This is a genomic window from Streptomyces jumonjinensis (assembly GCF_009600885.1).
GTDB classification, from domain to species: domain Bacteria; phylum Actinomycetota; class Actinomycetes; order Streptomycetales; family Streptomycetaceae; genus Streptomyces; species Streptomyces jumonjinensis.
Window position 1 is genome coordinate 22,180 of sequence record NZ_VCLA01000018.1, and the last position, 18,226, is coordinate 40,405.

Below are 18,226 nucleotides of genomic sequence, written 5' to 3' on the forward strand. Positions count from 1 at the left end.
GAGGGAGCCCCGACCTGTTACAGCGTTGATCGGTCCCACCTCCTCAGCTCTCAGCGGCACTTGGCGACGCAGAACGTACCACAACCACTTCTCGCCGGGGCGAACATTTCGCCGAGGAGTCCGCGGAAGCGGCAGAGTGCGATCACCGTTGAGCGGTGGTGCCGGCCCCGTCCAGTGCCTCCCGGATGATGTCCGCGTGCCCGGCGTGCTGGGCCGTCTCCCTGATCAGGTGCAGCAGGATCCGGCGCACCGGCCAGTGGACCGTCTCCGGCGGGGACCAGGGAGTCCTGGGAAGGGGCACGCTCCTGTCCAAGTCCGGCAGTGCGCTCACGGCGTCTTCGACCGCCCGCGCCGCAGTCGCGTAGAGCTCCAGCAACCCCTGGAGCGTCTCCTCCTCGGTCATGCGGTACTGCCCTGTGTCCAGCATGCCGTCCGGCAGCTCTCCATCCGCCTTGACCAGGATCTGCGTCCACACCAGCCCGCCGCGGGCCATGTGTTTGACGATCCCGCCCAGCGTGAGCTCGCTCACGGTCGTGCGCTGCACAGCCTGTACGTCGGTGATGCCGCGGACCGTGAGGAGCAGCAGCTCCCGCTGCTCGGCGAGTGCACGCAGCAGCTCACCGCGCTCGCCGGGAAGAAATGAGGCTGAGGTTTCCGAAGAATCCGAGGAAGTCGTCATGGACTGACCGTAGAAGGCATATAGGCCGGCCCATGTCCTCAATGCCTGGCCGGGCGCTCGTCCTCTCCACGGCTGCCCACGCGGCACCGGACGGCCGGGACAACAGGACGGAAAGATCTCCCTGACCGGATCCTCACATCGCCGCGCCAGGATTCCCCGCACGGTGCTCCGCTCGCTCCGGCCGGTTTCTTTCGGCGCCGTCCGGTCGCATGAGCGGGAGACGTCAGAAGCGTCAGAAACGTCAGAGAGAGGTCCCATGCCCCACCAGCCCGACCGCCGCTCCTTCCCCGCCGGACGCGGCGGTGCGCCCACCCTGTCAACCGGCCTGAAGAGCAGCGCCCTCCGCCTCGGCGGCGCCCTCGCCGCCGTGACCGCCGCGGCCCTGCTCTCCCTGCCCGCCGCCGTCGCGGCCCCGACTGCCACGAGCGGCGGGACCGCCACCGCACCGGGCACGGCCGCCTCCACCGTGGTGCATCCCCTCGCCCCGACAGCCGCCGACGAGAAGGCGGTACGGGACTACTGGACGCCGGCGCGGATGGCGGCCGTCCCCTCCGAGCCTTCGTCGGACCGGCCCCCCGCCGACGGCCCCGACGGAGCCGCCTGGCGGGGCTCCGCCGCCCTCTCCGCCTCCGTCGGCCGCCTCTTCTACACCGACCGCGACGGCGAGGACTCCAGCTGTACGGCCACCCTGGTCGCCGCCGCCAACCGCAGCACCGTCGTGACCGCCGCGCACTGCACCCTCGGACACGATCTCCTCGGCGACAACCACCGCTGGAACACCAACCAGCTCTTCGTCCCCGGCTACCGCGACGCCACCGCCCCCTACGGCGCCTTCGCGGTCCGGCTCGCCGCCGTACACCCCGAATGGGTCAAGAGCGGCGAGAACTCCCCCTACGACCAGGCGTTCCTGGCGCTCGGCCGCAACGCCGCCGGCCAGCGCGCCGCCGACGCCGCCGGATCCACCCAGCGCCTCGGATACGACCGGCCCGCGGACCGGCCGGTCCAGCAGTTCGGCTACCCCCGCGCCTCCGCCTACAAGGAGGAGCACAAGGGCCGGCCGGAGTTCACGGGGAAGCGGCTCGCCCACTGCTGGGGCACGCCCCGGGAGTTCTTCGGAGTGGGCGAAGCGCCGCAGGTCGAGGGCCAGTGGGGTGTCCGGTGCGATATGGGCGGCGGCTCCAGCGGCGGACCCCGGATGGCCGGATTCGACGCCTCCACGGGGAAGGGCGCCATCGTCGGCGTCAACAGCATGGGAGCGCGCATGACCGCGGACGGCCTGCTCTGCGAGTCGCCGGCAGCGGACTGCCACCGATACCTGGTCGGGCCGCAGTTCACCGCCCGGATCACCCACCCCCTGTTCACGGCGGTCCAGAACTCCTGACCCACCCCTCCGCGAGGGTCCGCACGCCCGCCGGTCATCGGGTCGGCGTGGGGAGCGGACACCTCGGAAGTGCCGGACGGTCCTTCGTCCGGACGGCGGGCAACCACGCCCTGGCCTGCGCGTCGGCGTGCGGAACGCGAACACGGAACCAGCGGGTGGACTCCAGGTCCTCCTCGTCGATGATGGACTGGCCCCGCGGGATCTGGCAGTCGATGTCGAGAACGTCACCGTGCCATACCCGTGTCGGCACGACGTTCTCGGCGGTGTAGGGCCGCATGGGGTCGATCGCCAGGCCGAGACTGCACTGCGGGTCCCGGTCCGCGCGGTCCTGGCAGCCCCGCTCGGCATTGAACACCCGGATCTGTGCCGGGAGTTCATCGGACGCGTCCGACGGTGCGGACGGCCCTTCCTCTCCGGCGTACGACCAGATCGCCGCGCCCGCCGCGCCGCACACCGTGACGGCGAGGAAGGCGACACGGGTCCGGCGCCACACGCGTATCGCACGGCTCCTGGGGGTGGGTTCCTCCCTCCCGCCCTCCTGAGCCGCGATTCTCTCGAACAGGCTCTCTGCCGTATGGGCTGCGCGCGCCGTGTGGGTGGGGGCCAGGCAGTCGGCGGCCAGCACGCGCCAGAACTCCGGCACCGCGGTGTCCATCCGTAACGGAGCACGCCCCGCGGCGTACTCCTGCACCGCGGCACCACGCGCAGCCGGTGTGGCGCCGGGGAACGGCGAGGCGCCGGACGCGAACACCTCGTGGATCACGATGCCCAGGGCCCAGATGTCGGCGGTCGGCCGGACCTGCATGCCCAGGTCGCCGAGCGGGGCACGCCACCGCTCGGGCGGGAGGTAGTCCAGGGTGCCCATCGGGGGCGCATGGCCGTGCGTACCGGTGAGTTCGGTGGCGAGCCCGAAGTCCGAGAGCTTCACCGAACCGTCGGCGCCGATGAGGACGTTCTCGGGCTTGAGATCGGTGTGCACCCAGCCGGTACGGTGCAGATGCGCCAGTCCCTCGCAGATGCCGCCGATCAGCCGGCCGCCCTCGGCCTCGGTCACCCCGCCGTCGAGCAGGTCCCGCAGACTGCATCTGGCCCGCTCCATGACGAGCACGATCGCGCCGTCCAGGGACGGGCGCTCGGGCGCGCTGAGGACGAGGGAGTCCAGCAGCCGGACGAGCCTCGGATGCCCCGTCCGGCGGGCGAGTTCGACCTCGCGCCGGGCGGCCTCGGCCACGCCGCGGGCCTGGCGGGGCGCGAGTCCGGCGGTCGGCATGACCTTGAGCGCGACCTCGCCGCGTACCGGCGCCCGGTCGCCGTCCTGATCATGCGGCCGGGGCGTCGGATCCGTGTCGTCCGTCCGATCCGTGCTGTCCGTCCGATCCGTGTCGTCCGTCCGGTCGTGGGCCGATCGCCCGGCGTAGACGGTGGCCCAGCCGCCGGCCCCGATCGGCTCGGCGACCTCCCAGTCCCCCACCCGGTAGCCCCGGGGCAGCAGCTCCGTCCGGTCGCTTCCCCATGAGGCACCCCGACCCTGTACCGGTGCCACGTCCTCTACCACCCCCGCGCGGCCCGGGGCGGCAACAGCGCGAGATGCTCCTCCTGAACGATGCCGAACCTCAGCGCGAGCGCGACCACGGCCTCACGCTTCCCGTTCCGGCGGTCCCCCCTGCCGGTCTCGGCCGTCTGGGGAACGTCGATCCTCAGCTTCTCCTCGGCGAGGTAGTCGATGTGCGAACTGACCGCTCGCGGCGTCAGCCTGGCGCAGGCGGCGTGACCCCTGAGCCGCTCCACGACCTGGGGGGTGGTCGGCACGGCGACCGGTGACTCGTCGCGCAGCCAGGGTTCGCAGAGCACGACGAGCACCAGGAAGTACGTGGCCGTCTCGTCCAGGGAGTACGCCGTGACGGTGCGGCTCTCTCCCGGCCCGCCCATGCCCTGCGGATCCAGGTAGAGGTGGTCGGGCGCGAACACCTGGAAGGAGACCGTGGTGTCGCGGCGGGTGGGCAGAACCACCCGGGAGAACTCGAACGGGATGGGCGCTCCGGCACGCCGCGGCGGCACCCGCAGGTACTCCCCCGCCCCTTCCGGGTTCTCCACCAGATAGCTGTGGGTGGTGCTGTGGTTGCTCAGCTGCCAGTGGTCGTCGGTCGCCCGGATCTCACCGGCCAGCCGTGAGATGGCGGCATCGGCGAGCCGGAGCTCGACCGGCGTGGTCGACGAGCCGCGCCCGAAGCGCGCGCTCTCCCCCGGGCCGAGTCTGAGGGTCACCGCGTCGCCGTACGGCTCCCTGCCGACGCCGCCACCGCTCCCTTGCGGTAGATGGACGACTACGCCGCTCACCGCTCCCCCTGTCCCGCGTGTCGACAGTTGTCATAACACGCCGAACGCTACCGGCTGCACAGGGGAGTCAACCGCGCCGCATCGGCCACTTCCGGGCCTGCGGAGACGCGGGCAACGCCCCGAATCCGGGTGAAAGACCCGTTCGGTACGCGGGAGGGAGGCGCGCGGGGGAGGCGACCGACTCCGTCAGGGGCGGTCATGGCACCGTGCGCGACGACGAGTGCCCACCCGTGTGGTGCGGCGAACCCGACGATCACGTTCCACGGGCCGGCCTGGGCCTTTGGCGTGTGGCTCGGCCCGCGTGTGTGAACGTGTCGGCGAGGCGGGGGACGCGGTCGGCGAGGGCCTGGGCCCCGGCAGCCGTCATCGTGGTCGCCTTTACCCCCCGATGAGGGTGAAGCGGCGTCGCCGTGGTTGACGCATCGGCTCGGGATCCCCGGCTGGTTCAGGGAGGCGACGTGACCGGACAGGCCGAGCCGGGCCGGGCCCCGGGCCCCGGGCCCCGGGCAGAAGCGCCCTCGTACCACGCGGCGACGCGTGCGGCGTCGCCCACCGGCCCTCAGTAGGCGGGAGCGCCCGAACGGACGGGGGCGACCGCGCGATCGCCGAACGCGGTCCACGGGCGCCAGCCACCACTGGGCCGGGCCTGCACACGGGTGCGTATCCCGCCCTCGGCGGTGACGGCGAAGACATGAATCCGTCCGGTGGCGTCGGCCGCGGCCGTCGGTGTGGCGGCGAGGAGGACACCGGGCTCACCGAAGTCGTCACCGGGATCCCAGCTGCCGCCGGGCGTGATGTGCCAGCGGTGGCCGAGTCGCTCACCGCCGGGGGACAGCGCGAATGCCTCAAGTCTGCCGTCGGCGCCGGGGGCGAGCATCGGGGCCCCGGCCGTCCAGCCGAACAGCGGTTTCCAGCCGTCCCACCCGCCGCTCGGCACTGCCTGTCGCCGGTAGAAGGCCGCCAGGCCGGACGGGGCGATCGCGACGACGGTGAGCCTTCCGCTGCCGTCGCGGGTCACGCGCGGCGCGGCGCCGGCCGCGGTACCGAAGCGTTGCCACCCAGCCCAGCGGCCACCGGGCGACTCCTGCCACCGGTGATTGATCCCGGAGCCACCGGGGGCGAGGGCGAACACCTCAAGCCTGCCGTCGGCGTTGGCCGCGACGACCGGCGGCGTGCCCGCCGGCCCGCCGAATCCGGCGTCCCACGCGTCCCATGTCAGCGATCCGGGCGACCACTGCCGCCGCCGCGCGATGCCGCCGCCGCCAGGGCTCAGCGCGAAGACCTCCAGCCTGCCGTCGGCGTCGCGGCCGACAGCGGGAGCGGAACCGGCCGGGCCGCCGAACTCCTCCCAGTCGTACCAGCGGCCGTCCGGCCGCTGCACCCGGTGGTGCAGGTCGACGCCGCCCGGGGCGAGGGAGAACACCTCAAGCCTGCCGTTGGTGTTACGGCCGAGGGTGGGAAGCGCGCCGGCCGGGCCGCCGAAACGCTCCCACGCCGACCAGGTGTCGGACTCCGGGTCGATCTGGACGCGCCGCAGCATCGAACGGTCACCGGCGTCGAGCGCGAGCACGGTCAGCCGGCCGTCGACGTCCAGGGCGGCGACCGGGTTGTCCATGCTCTGCCACGGGGGTGGTGTGTCCCGCCAGTGCAAGGGCGCCAGGTACAGGCCCTGGTGGAACCACCCCGCGGCGCTCGCGTACCACTCCTGCCCGTCGGTCACCACCTCTACGGCATGACCGGGCACATGACCCGCGTAGTCGTCGAGGGTGAAGCGGAACGGGTCCCGGGACGCGAACACGTCCGTACCGTCATAGCCATTGCGGGGGCCGATGAACAGGTAGTACCAGCCGTCCCGTTCGACCACGTACGGCGACTCGGTGACCGATACCGTGGCGTCGGTGGTCTCGTCGGTGAACGCGGTGCCCGGCTCGCTCCAGTGCACCAGATCATCGGACCGGCGGAAGGACACGATATGCCGGCCGCCGGCGCCGGACAGTTCGGTGTAGTACATCACCCATTCGCCGCCGATCCGCAGCACCATCGGGTCGCGCGCCGCGAGTCCCCGGAACAGCGGGCCGGACGGTATGCGGGTCCAGGTGAACAGGTCGGTCGACGTGGCGAGGTTGATCGCGACGCCGCCCTGACCGCCGGCGGCGTAGAACATCCAGAAGGTGCCGCCCGCCTCGACGACATGCGGCGCCCACAGGTGTTTCTCGCCGAAGTAGGTGGGGGCGACGGTCAGCGCGTCGGCGTGTGCGGTCCACGGGCCGTGTGGATCCGGCGCGGAGGCATGGGCGAAGGCGACCTCGGCCGCGCTGTCCGGGGATTCGCCCGGCGGTGCGCTGTCGCCGACGATGCTGAACAGGTGCCACCGGCCGTTCGCCTTGATCAGTGCGTGGTCGTTGAGATAGCGCCGCCGTCCGGGGGTGGACGGATCGTAGACGTGTGTGAAGGGTCCCGCGCCGATCCACCGGTGCGGCGGGACAGCCGTGGCGGTCGCGGCCGTCGATCGGCCGGCGCCCAGGAGCGTGAGCGCGCCGCCCCCTGCGGAGCCCCGCAGAAGGCGCCGTCTGCTGATGGGATACATGAGCTTCTCCAGAGGAACCCGCGGCCGGCCGGGTCGGGCCGACTCGGCCGGCCGCGGGGGCGGGATCAGTCGACGGCGGGGCCGGAGGTGTTGTTGAGCCAGACCCAGTCGGACCAGGTCGTGAAGCCGGTCTGCCACTTGTGATACACACCCGCACGGCTGGTCCCGAACACTTCGATACGACCGTCGGCGTTCGTCGTGGCAGTGATCTCGGTCCCGCCCTCGCCGAAGCCCACCCAATCGCCGTAAGGCGCGTTCACCCCGGTCTGCCAGGTATGCATCGCGACACTCCCATTGATCGCGAACACCTCCACCCGCCCGTCCGGAGTCCGCTCACTGGTCAGCTGAGAATCCGCCGGACCACCCGCCGCCTCCCAACCCGACCAACTCGACGCCCCCGTCTGATACCGGTGGAACACACCCACCGGACCCGACGCGAACACCTCCAACCGCCCATCCGCATTGTGATCCACCGTCAGATCACGCCCACCCGTACCGAACGACTCCCACGACGACCAACCGCCGTTCACCGCCGTCTGATACTGATGCTCGAACACCTCACCGTTCAACGCGAACACCTCAAGACGGCCATCCGCCGACTTCTCCATCTCCAAACGGCCGCCCGCCGGACCACCGCCCGTACCCTCCCAACCCGACCAACCACCCGCGGTCTGATACCGGTGAAACACCCCCACCGAACCAGAGGCGAACACCTCCAACCGCCCATCCCCATTCGCCCCCACCGCGACATCACGCCCACCCGTACCGAACGACTCCCAGCCCGACCAACCACCCGAAGGCGACACCTGCCACCGATGCTGAAGAACATCCCCATTGATCGCGAACACCTCAAGACGACCATCCGCATTCGGCGCGATCGCCAACTCCGCACCACCCGGCCCGCCCAACGACTCCCACGCGGACCAACCCCCGTTCGCCGCCAACTGCCACGCATGATGAACCCCATCAGCACCAGCCGCGAACACCTCCAACCGCCCATCCGCCGAACGCGCCGACACCACCCGCCCCGACTCCACCGGATACACCAACGGCACCGGTCGGGGGCCGCTGCCAGGTGTGCAGGGCAGCTCCACACCGCGGGCTTCGAGGTAGGGGACGGGGTTGGTCCGGTGGTTGGTGGTTCTGTCGCCCCACACGCGCAGATGGAGGTGGGGACCACTGGACTGGCCCTCGGAGCCCATCAGCGCGATGCGCTGACCGGCCACGACATGCTCGCCGACGGCGACGTACCGCTGATACATATGCCCGTACTCGGTCACCGTCCCATCGGGATGCAGGATGCGGATCCACTGGCCGTAGCCGGAGATGGGGCCCGAGTCGATCACCTCGCCGTCGCCTACGGCATGGATCGGGGTGCCGTAGTCGTTGGCGATGTCGATGCCGTTGTGGGAATCGCTGTAGTACTGGGACACGAACCCGGAGGCCGGGCACGAGCCGGCGAAGCCGGCGGATTGAGCGGCGGCGGCCGGCGCCGTCGTCACCAGAGCCGGCAGTAGAGCGGTCGTCGCCGCGAGAACGAGGCGCAGCGCGCGTCGGGAGAGACCCGGAAGCACGTGACCCTCCTCCCTCTTGGTAGTCGTCTCGAACATATGTGGGATGTGAGTGCGGCTGGCGCGAACCGTCGGTCCCGACGGGAGTCACGGGCGCCCCGACGCGGGCGCCCGGAACGCCGCGCCGGGGCGCCGACGAGAGCGTCCCCCGAGCTCATGGGAGAGCCTTCAGGGACGCGCTCCGCCCGTCATGCCTTATGCCTTGCGGAGCCGCGCGATGACGCCGTCGATGTCGCGTTCGAGCGCCCAGCGGCGTACGAAGTGCCCGCCGGGCACCTCGTGCGACTCATGGGGGATGCCGACGGAGTCGAGCGTGGCCCGGAACTCCCGCTGTCCGGCGAGCACCTGGGTCTCGTTGAACGTCTGGAACCAGTCGATCGGGTCGGGACTGGTCCCGGCGACCAGGAAGATCCGCTTGTTCCGGTAGCTCTCGATGCGCTGCATCGGGTTGTCGTCGGTGACCCTGCGCTCGTCCCACTGCGGCATGCCGTAGATCGAGCCGCCGCCCAGGTCCACCCCCGCGGAGGTCAGGTTGGCCCAGTGGACGACCGCGCCGCCGTCGCGGCGCAGGCTGGCCGGGCCGGAGTGGGAGCTCACCGAGGCGAAGTGGCCCCAGTACTTGGCCGTGTACTTCAGCGCGCCGAAGCCGCCCATCGAGAACCCGGAGACGGCGCGGCCGTCGTACTCGGCATATGTCCGGAAGTTCGCCTCGATCCACGGGAGCAGCTGGTGCATATGGAACGTTTCCCAGTTCCGCGGGCCGACGTTGGTGTGGACCGGGTTGGAGTACCAGCCCGTGCGTCCACCGTCGGGCATGACCACGATGAGCCGCTTTCCGGCCGTCAGGGCGCGGATGTCCTTGTGGTCGAAGCTGATGAAATCCTCCATACCGCCGTGGAGGAGGTAGAGGACGGGGTAGGTGCGTCCGCTGGTGTGGTAGTCGTCGGGGAGCAGGACGTTCACCGCGGGACCGGGGTTCCAGCCGATCTCGGCGGTCGCGAACCGGTAGTACCACATGCGGTGGTCGTTCTCGTTGCGGTCCACGATGCGCAGGCCGAATCCGTCACCGGCCGCCGCGGCCGACGGCGCCGCCGCCATGACGCCTCCGGCGCCCAGGGCCATCGCGGCCGAGAGCCCGCCTGCGGACTTGAGGATGCTTCTGCGGGTGGGGTGGTGCGCGGTCAACGCGACCTCCTGGTCGAGAGCGTGACGAAGGAACGGTCTCGCGTCGCGGGCCGTGCCCGTCCGCGGGGGACGTGCGGCACTGGTCCGGGTCCGTGACGCGACGGAGCCGTCCGACTGGCGGATTGGACCGTATCGACGGGGCCACGGCCGGAGAACCCGGAACCTTACGGACTGACAAGCGCGGTCGCCTCCGATAGGGGGTGGGATATCGCGGTGGCCGGTATGTCCCGACCGGACACGACCGGCTCGCCGGGCTCAGGACGGAGACCCGCTCGTCCCGCGCCCGGGCATGACCTCCCGCCGGAATCCCGTGAGGCTGCCGGTGTCGACGGCGTGGCCGAGCAGGTGCAGCGGTGCGGCGCCTGTCCCAGCCGCCTCGGCCGCCGCCCAGTAGGCCAGGCCGGTCGGCCCGTCGACCAGACCGCGCACCAGGGGAACGTCCGCGCCGGAGGCGTGCAGCAGGGACTCCAGCCGGCAGGAGGCGACGGTGCCGGGGAGCCACGGCTGGGCGAGATAGCCGGACGCCGCCACGGCCGGCAGCCCGTCGGCTGTCTGCCGTTCGGCCTCGCCGACCGCCAGCAGCCCGCCGCCGACGACCAGTACGTCCCCCCGCTCCCGCATCCTGGCGAGCGCGCGGCCCGTGTCGAAACAGTGCGGGAAGGAGTCGTCGACGACCGTCGTGCCGGGCAGCAGCCGGTCGATGTCGAGCAGCGCGCCGCCGCCGCTGACCGCGGTGACGATCAGACCGGCCTCGTACACCGCTTCGGGAAGCCCGGCATCGGACTCCAGGACCTCCACGGCATCGGCCAGTCCCCGTGCGCGCAGGCCCGACGCCAGCTCCCTCAGCCGCGGCCCGCTGCCCGGCACATCGCACAGCAGCAGCCGGGCGGGCGGGCGCCGGGTCCGGGACCCGGCCTGGGCCCGGGTCAGCAGCAGTTCCAGGGACGAGGCGCCGATCGAGCCGAGCCCCACGAACGCGACGGTGAGGCCGCCCAGCTCCTGCCGGGTGGCGTCGAGTGCGGCGTGCACCGTCTTGACGACGGACACCACGGTCGCCGCGTGGCCGGTGGTGACGGCGGCGGTCGCGCCCCCGGCGCCGGTGGCGCGGAGGACGTCGAATCCGTAGCCGGTCAACGAGGGGATCATGCCGGCGAGGGAGACGGACCGTGCGCCGAGGGACGAGGCGAGCTCCACCCCCCGGACGGTGTGCCGGAGCAGGGCTTCCCCGGAGGCGAGTTCATCCGCGAAGACGGGGACGCACACGAACCCGGACCGCCCGAGCGGTGTGTCCAGGGTTTCGAGAAGGCGCGGCCGGCCGTCGGGGAAGAGCAGGGCCCGCAGCTCCTCGCGCGGCAGCGCCCCCTCCGGCAGGCACGCCAGCCGGGCGAGATGGGCCGGGGACGGCAGATAGCCGACGAGCGCGGAGTCCATCCGCTGCTCCGGCCCCGGCACGGCCGCCTGGCTGTGCGGGCTCCGGGCCGGAGCGGTCCGGGCCGGGGCCGATGGGTCCGGAGCCGATGGGTCCGGAGCGTGGCGGGCCACCGCGTGCGTCAGCCCGGCCCGCACCGAATCCGCGAGCGCGGCCAGCCCGTCGGGTGAGAACGCCGCCCCGGACGCACGCACGGTGACCCGGAGGCGTCCCCCGTCGAGGCGTGCCGCCATGAACACATCCGTGCCGACCGGCGGCGGTGTGAACTCGCTGTCGCTGTCGTCCCAGGTGACCGTCAGCGTCCGGCCGCTCTCCGGCCCCAGTGCGGAGAAGTCCAGAAACGTGAAGAAGAACTGCGCGGTCATGGGCAGACCGCTGGGCAGGAGGGGCACCGTGCCCTCGTAGGTCCGCGCCGCGACGGCTTCGGCGACGACCCGCCGCAGATCGTCGCCGAAGGCCGGATCGGCGGACCGTACGGAGCCCGGACCGGCCGGCCGTACCGGCACAGCTGTGGCGAACGGGCCGAAGACCCGGTTCACATCCGGCAGCGGGTGGTCCCTGCCGGACACTGCGAGGCCGAGCACCAGGTCCGCCCGGCCGGTCGCCGCCGCCAGCGCCCGGTAGTAGGCGGTGAGCAGGGGCGCGTAGAGGGTGGCGCCGGTACCGGAGGCGAGTGCGCGCAGCTCTTCCACCTGCCCCGCCTCGATCACGAACCCTCGGGAATGAAAGGAGGGGACACGGGCGGGGCGGTCGGCGGACCGGACTCCCCCGTCCTCTCCGCCGGGGTGGCCCGCCGGTCGCCGTCCGCCGGTGTCATCCGTCCGCAGGACCGGCATCCGGTACGGGGCGCTCAGCCGCGCCCACCGGTCCGCGGCACCGTGGTCTGCGGTCGATGGGGCACCGGGCTGTGGGACCGGGCGGGCCTGTTCTCCGGCGGTGGCTTGCGCCTGCCGGGCGAGATGGGCGGTGTAGTCGCGGAAGGTGCTGCGCGGCGCGGGAGTCTCCGGCCGTTCTCCGCGGGTCAGCGCGTCGTACCCGGCCATCAGCTCCCGTACCAGGAGCGCGGCGCTGTAGCCGTCGCCGATGACGTGGTGGGCGTGCACCACCAGGACGTGTTCGTCCGGCGCCAGCGTGAGCACCCGCAGGCGCAGCAGGGGCCAGGCCCACGGTTCGAAGCGGCGCGCTCGCTCGGCGGCGATCCGCTCGTCCAGCTGGTGCGGCCCGGTGAGCGTCTCGAAGTCGACCGGCAGCCGCAGCGAGGGGGGAAGTTCCTGCTGGACGGCCGGGCGTGCCCCGGCGGGGAAGACCGTACGCAGCATCGGATGGCGCGCGACGAGCAGATCCACCGCCGTCTGGAAACGTTCGGTGTGCAGGGGGCCGTGCAGGCGCAGCCGGGTGAGCCACGCCGATCCGGCGCCCGGCGCGATGGCCTCGGCCAGCAGGAAGCCCCGCTGGCCGGGCGTGAGCGGGAACGGAGCGGGTGCCGGGTGGGACGCCCCGCCGGCGGCTGCCGGATCCGTGGTCCGGTGCCCGGCGTCCACGGCTGTCGCACCGGGATCGACCCCTGCCGTGTCGACGGCCGCCGAGTCGACGGCCGCCGAGTCGATGGCCGCGGCGAGAGCCGCGAGCGTGCGGTGCCGGTAGACGACGGTCGGCCGGGGCAGCGGTCCGCCCTCTCTCTCCAGCCGGGCGAAGACCTCCAGGACGAGCAGCGAGTCGCCGCCCAGCGCGAAGAAGTCGTCCTCGCGGCAGACCTCGCCCGTCTGGAGCAGCACGGACCAGATGCGGGCCAGCCGGACTTCGGTCGGTGTCACCGGCGGCGTACGGCGTACGGCCTCCGCCGGTCCGTTCGGCTCATCGGTCCCCGTACCGGTACGGGGGTCCGCGCCGGCGGGCCCGTCGGCCGGCCGGAGCGCGAGCAGCCGATGCCGGTCGACCTTGCCCGTACCCGTGAGCGGCAGTTCGTCGACGGGAGTGATGCGGGCCGGAAGCATGTACGGCGGCAGCGTCGTCGCGAGATGGAGCCGGAGCGCGACGGCGTCCGGCCGGGGCGCCCCGGGCCTGGAGGTGACAGCGGCGATCAGGCGGCCGTCCTGGACGAGGACGACGGCGTGCGCGACATCCGGATGGGTCTGGAGCACGGCCTCGATCTCACCCGGTTCGACCCGGTGCCCGCGGATCTTCACCTGGTCGTCCAGCCGTCCGAGGAACTCCAGTGTGCCGTCCGGGGAGCGGCGGACCCGGTCGCCGCTGCGGTACCAGCGCCGCCCTCCGCGTACCGTGAACGCGGCCTCGGTCAGCGCCGGTTCGCCGAGATAGCCGGGGGTCAGACCGGTCCCGGCGATGAGCAGTTCACCTGCTTCGCCGGGCGGCAGGGCCGCACCGTCGGGCCCGGCCACCTCCACTTCCGTGCCCGTCACGGGGCGGCCGATCGGCAGCCGCCGCACCTGGTCGTCGGGGCGGGCGTCGATGACATGGCAGGTCGTGTTGACGGTCGCCTCGGTCGGCCCGTACAGATTCGCGATGCGCTGGCCGCTCCCGAAGAGGTCGAACCAGCGGCGGACATGAGCGGGCGACAGCGCCTCGCCGCCGACATGGATCCACCGCAGCGCCGACAGATCCGGCCGCCCGGCGCCGCGCCGTACCCGGTCCTCGGCCGCGGTCAGCAGCTGCGCCCACAGCGTCGGGACGGAGCTCCAGACGGTGATCCGGGTGCGTTCGACATGTGTCAGCAGGAGGTCGGGGTCGCGCACGAGGCGCCAGGGGACCGCCACCACCGTGGCCCCGACGAGCAGCGGGGCGAGCAGCTGGCGGACCGAGGCGTCGAAGCAGATCGACGCGGTCTGGGCGAGGCGGTCCCGCTCGTCGTATCCGAAGGCGCCGATCGCCCAGTCGAGATAGTTCTCCATCGACCGGTGGGTGATGGGCACCGCCTTCGGGCGGCCGGTGGAGCCGGAGGTGAAGATGGTGTAGGCGATCGAGCCCGCGTCGACGGGACCGTCCGGCGCCGGAGTCGCTAGTACGTCCACCGGGGACGGTCCGTCGACCGGCACCAGGGTGACATCGGCGCCGAGCGCGTCGCCCGCCGCACGGGTGGGGGCGTGGCAGACCACCGTACGGGCGCCCGACCGGGCGATCTGGTCCGCGAGGCGCGCGCTCGGGTGGCCGGCGTCCAGCGGTACCCAGCCCGCGCCCGCCCGCAGCACGGCGACGACCGAGACGACGGTGTCGGCGCCCGGCTCGGTGAGGAGCGCGACCAGGCTTCCGGGTGTGACGCCGTGCGCCAGCAGCCGGGTCGCGAGGGACCGGGAGGCCCGGTCGAGTTCCGCGTACGTCAGGGTGGCCGTGCCGGTGTCGACGGCGACCGCGTCCGGGGTGGACCGGAACCGGGCGAGCAGCCGGCGGACGATCGTGGCGGAGCCGGTCTCCTGCCGGGGTACGGCCGCCGGGGGGAGTGCCGGGCTGGGCCCGGTCCGGACCGGGCCGGTGGGCGGCGTGGGCGCATCGGGCCGGGGCGGGTCCATGGGCGCACCGGGCCGGGGCGGGTCCATGGGCGCACCGGGCCGGGGCGGGTCAGTGGGCCGGGGTCCGGCCAGTGCGGTCAGCTCCTCCTGGAAGTCGTGGGCCAGACGGGCCACCGTCGTCGGGTCGAAGAGCCGGACGGGGAAATTCCACGAGAGGCGCAGGATCGTTCCGTCCTCCCAGCACAGCAGCGTCAGACGGGTCGCCGCGGTGGCGGTCCCGGCCGCGGTCGGACGTACCGCCACCGGGCACTGACCGTCCAGGGTCGCCGGGAAGCGGGCGAAGCTGAAGCCGGCCGGGCTCACCGTCCGGGGCCCGTGGCGGTCGCCGGGCAGCAGCCGGGCCAGATCGAGGCCGCTGGGCATCGCGTGCTCCTCGCTCTCCAGCCAGCTGTCCCGCAGCCGTTGGGCCAGTGCGGGCACCGGCTCGTCCGGGTCGGCCTCGCACAGGAGAGGGAGGGTGTCGGCGAGCGGGCCGACGAGCCGGTCCAGACCGGCGAGCCGCGTCTCCCGCCGGGCGCGGGCGACGTTGACCGCGATCTCGCGCTGTCCGCTCCACCGGGCCAGACAGCGCACATGGACGGCGAGCAGCAGATGGAACAGGGTCACGCCGTGTGCGGCGGCCCGCTCCCGCAGCGCGGCGGTGAGCGCCGGGTCGAGGGCGCTCTGGTGGGTGGCGAGGGGGGCCGTGGGCGGAGCGGTGGGATCTCCGTCGTACGGCAGCCGCAGCACCTCGCGCCGGGAGGCCAGCCGGCCCGACCAGTAGCGCTGATCGGTGGCGAAGGCCGCCGAGGAGCGCTCATCGGCGACAGCGGCGGCGTACCGCGCGAAGTCCGTGTCCAGGGCCGGCAGCGACGGCTCACGGCCCAGGGAGAGCGCGGTGTAGAGCGACCAGAGTTCCTCGCCGAGGATGTTGAGGCTGTATCCGTCGCCGGCCGCGTGGTGGATCACCAGCACCAGATGGGCCAGGTCCGTGCTCTCCCGGGCGAGCACCGCGCGCAGGGGGGATTCGGCGGAGAGGTCGAAGGGCCGGTTGCACAGGGCGGCTTCGAGGGCCCGGATGCCGCCGGGGCACTCGCGTACCTCGTACCAGGTGGACAGGGCGGCGGGGGGTGCGACGTACTGTCTCGGCTCCGTTGTGCCGTCGTCGCCCGTGGTGTTCCCGATACGGATCCGCAGCATGGTGTGCCGGTCGGCGAGCGCGGCGAGCGCCCGGCCGAGCAGGTCGGCGTCCAGGGGGCCGCGGATGGTCTGGCGGACGTAGCCGTGGGCCGGTATGTCCGGGTGAAGCCGGTCGGCGGTGTGGAGGGCCAGCTGTACGGGGGTGAGCGGGAACGGTGTGCCGTCCGGGACGGGAGCGGCGGCAAGGGGCCGGACGCCGCGTTCCCCGGCCGCGTCGGCCGATGCCGGTACGGGCGGCGCGCTGGGCGATGCGCCGGGCAGCAGGTCGGGCGATGTGCCGAGGTGCGCGGCCAGTTCGCGGACGGTCCGGTACTCGAAGAAGAGCGTGGCGGGCAGAGGGACGCCCAGCTCCCGTTCGAGCTGCTTGACGAGGTCGACGGCGGCGAGCGAGTCGAGGCCGAGGGAGAAGAACGGCTCGTCGTCGGAGATGTCCGCGGGAGGCAGGCGCACTGCCGTGGCCAGCAGCCGGCGCAGCGAGGCGGCGATATCCGCGCCCACGCCCGGTCGGTCGCCGGGCGGGGTGCGGTGGTCGTGTACGGGGAGCCGCTCCGCGGCCTCCGGTACCGCCGGTACGGGCCCCGGGCTCGCTTCCGGTACGGCTCCCGGCTCCGGTGCGGGCGATGCCTCGGCTTCGGCCGGGGCCGACGGATACGGATACGGGTGCGGCGGGGAGGCCGGTGTCAGGTCGGCGATCAGCAGGTGCGCCGCATCGACCGCGCACGCGGTCCGGAGCGCCGCCAGCGCGGGAGCGGTGGCCAGAGGCCGGCCCCCGGCGCGCGGCGCTCCGGCCGTTCCCGGGCCCGTGCCCGTGCCCATTCGCGGTCCCGTGCCCAGGGCGGCGGCCAGTCCCGTCTCGGCGAACGCGGCGAGGCTCACGGACTGCCACGGCCGGCCGGCCCGGCGTTCCGACGCGGCGAACGCGTCCAGGAAGGCGTTGGCGGCGGCGTAGTCGCCCAGCGCGCCCGCCAGGCCGGGCAGTACGGAGGAGACCGAGGAGAACGCCACACAGACCGCCGGGCTCAGGCGATGCCGCCGCAGGGCCCGGGAGAGCAGCACGCTGCCGCGTGTCTTGGCGGCCAGGACCCCGGCCATCTCCTCGGGCGTCTTGTTCCGCAGCGTTCCCGGCCGCACCACGCCCGCGGCGTGGAAGACGGCGTCCAGGCCGGGCAGATCGGTGAGGAGGGCGTCGACGTCCCGCTCCACCGATACATCGGCGACCCGGTAGTGGACGGTGGCGCCGAGCGCGCCGAGTTCCTCGATCAGCCCTGCCGGGGGACGGGGGGAACGGCCCGCGAGGACGAGGGTCGGGCGGCCGAGTCCGGCGAGGTCCCGGGCGAGCGCGGCGCCGATCCCGCCGCCGCCTCCGGTGATGAGGAAGACGCCGTCCGGCGGCAGCGGCGGGGGCGGCGCCGTACCGGTCAGCGGTGCGACGGTACGGGTGAGCCGGTGTCCCGCCCGCCAGACGACCGTGGCGGCCGGGCCCGCCGCGCCGGCCGTCGTACTGCCCGCCGCACTACCGGTCGTACTGCCCGCCGTACTACCGGTCGTACCGCCCGCCCGCAGTTCGGTCAGTACCGCCGCCAGCCGCTGCGACGGGGTGTCGAGCGAGCAGAGGTCGACGCCGGTGACCGCCAGTCCTGGTGTCTCCTGCGGGAGCGCCAGGGCGAGTCCGGTGAGGAGGGCGTGGGCCGGGCGCGGCCGTTCGGGCGCCGTCCCTGTGGTGTGAACGTCCTCGGTGAGCAGCAGCAGCCGGCCCGCCCCTGTCTCGTCGAGCAGCGAGACCGCCGTGCGGAAGGCCGCCAGCGCGGTGTCCCGCGCCCGGTCGAGCACGCCGGGGTCCGTGAGGTCGGGAGCCGCCCCGGCCACCAGAACGACCGCGTCCGGCGGACCGTCACCCGTCCCGTGCGTCCGGATGCCCTCGGCGGCGAGCTGTTCGGCGAGCGCGCGCACGGACGCGGCGTCAGGGCCGGTCAGCAGCACCGAGCGTACGTCGGCGCGGCCGTCGGGCAGGGCGGTCTCCTCCCACCCGACCCGGTGCAGCAGGGCGCTCATCGGCGGGTCCGCCCAGTGCCGGCCGCGCTGGAAGGGGTAGGGCGGCAGCGGGACACGGCGGTGACCGGCGTCCAGCGCCGTACGGTCCAGCGGCACGCCGAGCGACCACAGCCGGCCGACGGTCTCCAGGAGTTCCCTGGGTCCGCCGCCCCCGCCGCCGGGGTGCGCCCCGGAAGCCGAGCGCAGGTCGGAACCGCCCGGCAGAGCGGGGATCGCCGTCACCCGGCCGTGGGGTCCGGCGGGTGCATCGGACCCATCGGACCCATCGGACCCATCGGATTCGCCGGATCCGCCGGCCGGTG

8 protein-coding genes are annotated in these 18,226 nt (G+C 73.3%); 1 reads left to right on the forward strand and 7 read right to left on the reverse strand.

Annotation, left to right across the window (positions count from 1 at the left end; genetic code table 11):
* Positions 1 to 142: 142 nt before the first annotated feature.
* Positions 143 to 679, reverse strand: a complete 537-nt coding sequence (locus FF041_RS02270; protein WP_153520786.1) for a DinB family protein — start codon at positions 677 to 679, stop codon at positions 143 to 145.
* Between the two features lie 256 nt (positions 680 to 935).
* Between FF041_RS02270 and FF041_RS02275 the strand changes: the two genes are divergently transcribed.
* The gene (locus FF041_RS02275) at positions 936 to 2,060 is read left to right on the forward strand and encodes a trypsin-like serine peptidase (RefSeq protein ID WP_153520787.1); all 1,125 of its coding nucleotides are present in this window, start codon (positions 936 to 938) and stop codon (positions 2,058 to 2,060) included.
* Between the two features lie 34 nt (positions 2,061 to 2,094).
* On the opposite strand, the gene FF041_RS02280 is transcribed toward FF041_RS02275, so the two are convergent.
* The 6 genes from FF041_RS02280 to FF041_RS02305 all read right to left on the reverse strand — a co-directional run.
* Positions 2,095 to 3,603: a serine/threonine-protein kinase gene (locus tag FF041_RS02280; RefSeq protein WP_323390995.1), complete on the reverse strand. Its 1,509-nt coding sequence runs from the start codon at positions 3,601 to 3,603 to the stop codon at positions 2,095 to 2,097.
* 5 nt (positions 3,604 to 3,608) lie between these two features.
* Positions 3,609 to 4,397, reverse strand: a complete 789-nt coding sequence (locus tag FF041_RS02285; RefSeq protein WP_323390997.1) for a serine/threonine protein kinase — start codon at positions 4,395 to 4,397, stop codon at positions 3,609 to 3,611.
* Between the two features lie 559 nt (positions 4,398 to 4,956).
* Positions 4,957 to 6,984: a family 43 glycosylhydrolase gene (locus FF041_RS02290; RefSeq protein ID WP_153520789.1), complete on the reverse strand. Its 2,028-nt coding sequence runs from the start codon at positions 6,982 to 6,984 to the stop codon at positions 4,957 to 4,959.
* A gap of 65 nt (positions 6,985 to 7,049) precedes the next feature.
* Positions 7,050 to 8,558 (reverse strand): peptidoglycan DD-metalloendopeptidase family protein, encoded by a 1,509-nt coding sequence (locus FF041_RS02295; RefSeq protein WP_323391001.1) that lies wholly within the window; start codon positions 8,556 to 8,558, stop codon positions 7,050 to 7,052.
* Between the two features lie 192 nt (positions 8,559 to 8,750).
* Positions 8,751 to 9,677, reverse strand: a complete 927-nt coding sequence (locus tag FF041_RS02300) for an alpha/beta hydrolase (protein ID WP_153520796.1) — start codon at positions 9,675 to 9,677, stop codon at positions 8,751 to 8,753.
* A gap of 318 nt (positions 9,678 to 9,995) precedes the next feature.
* Positions 9,996 to 18,226 (reverse strand): non-ribosomal peptide synthetase (locus FF041_RS02305; protein ID WP_153520791.1); only part of this gene is annotated, 8,231 nt, incomplete at its 5' end.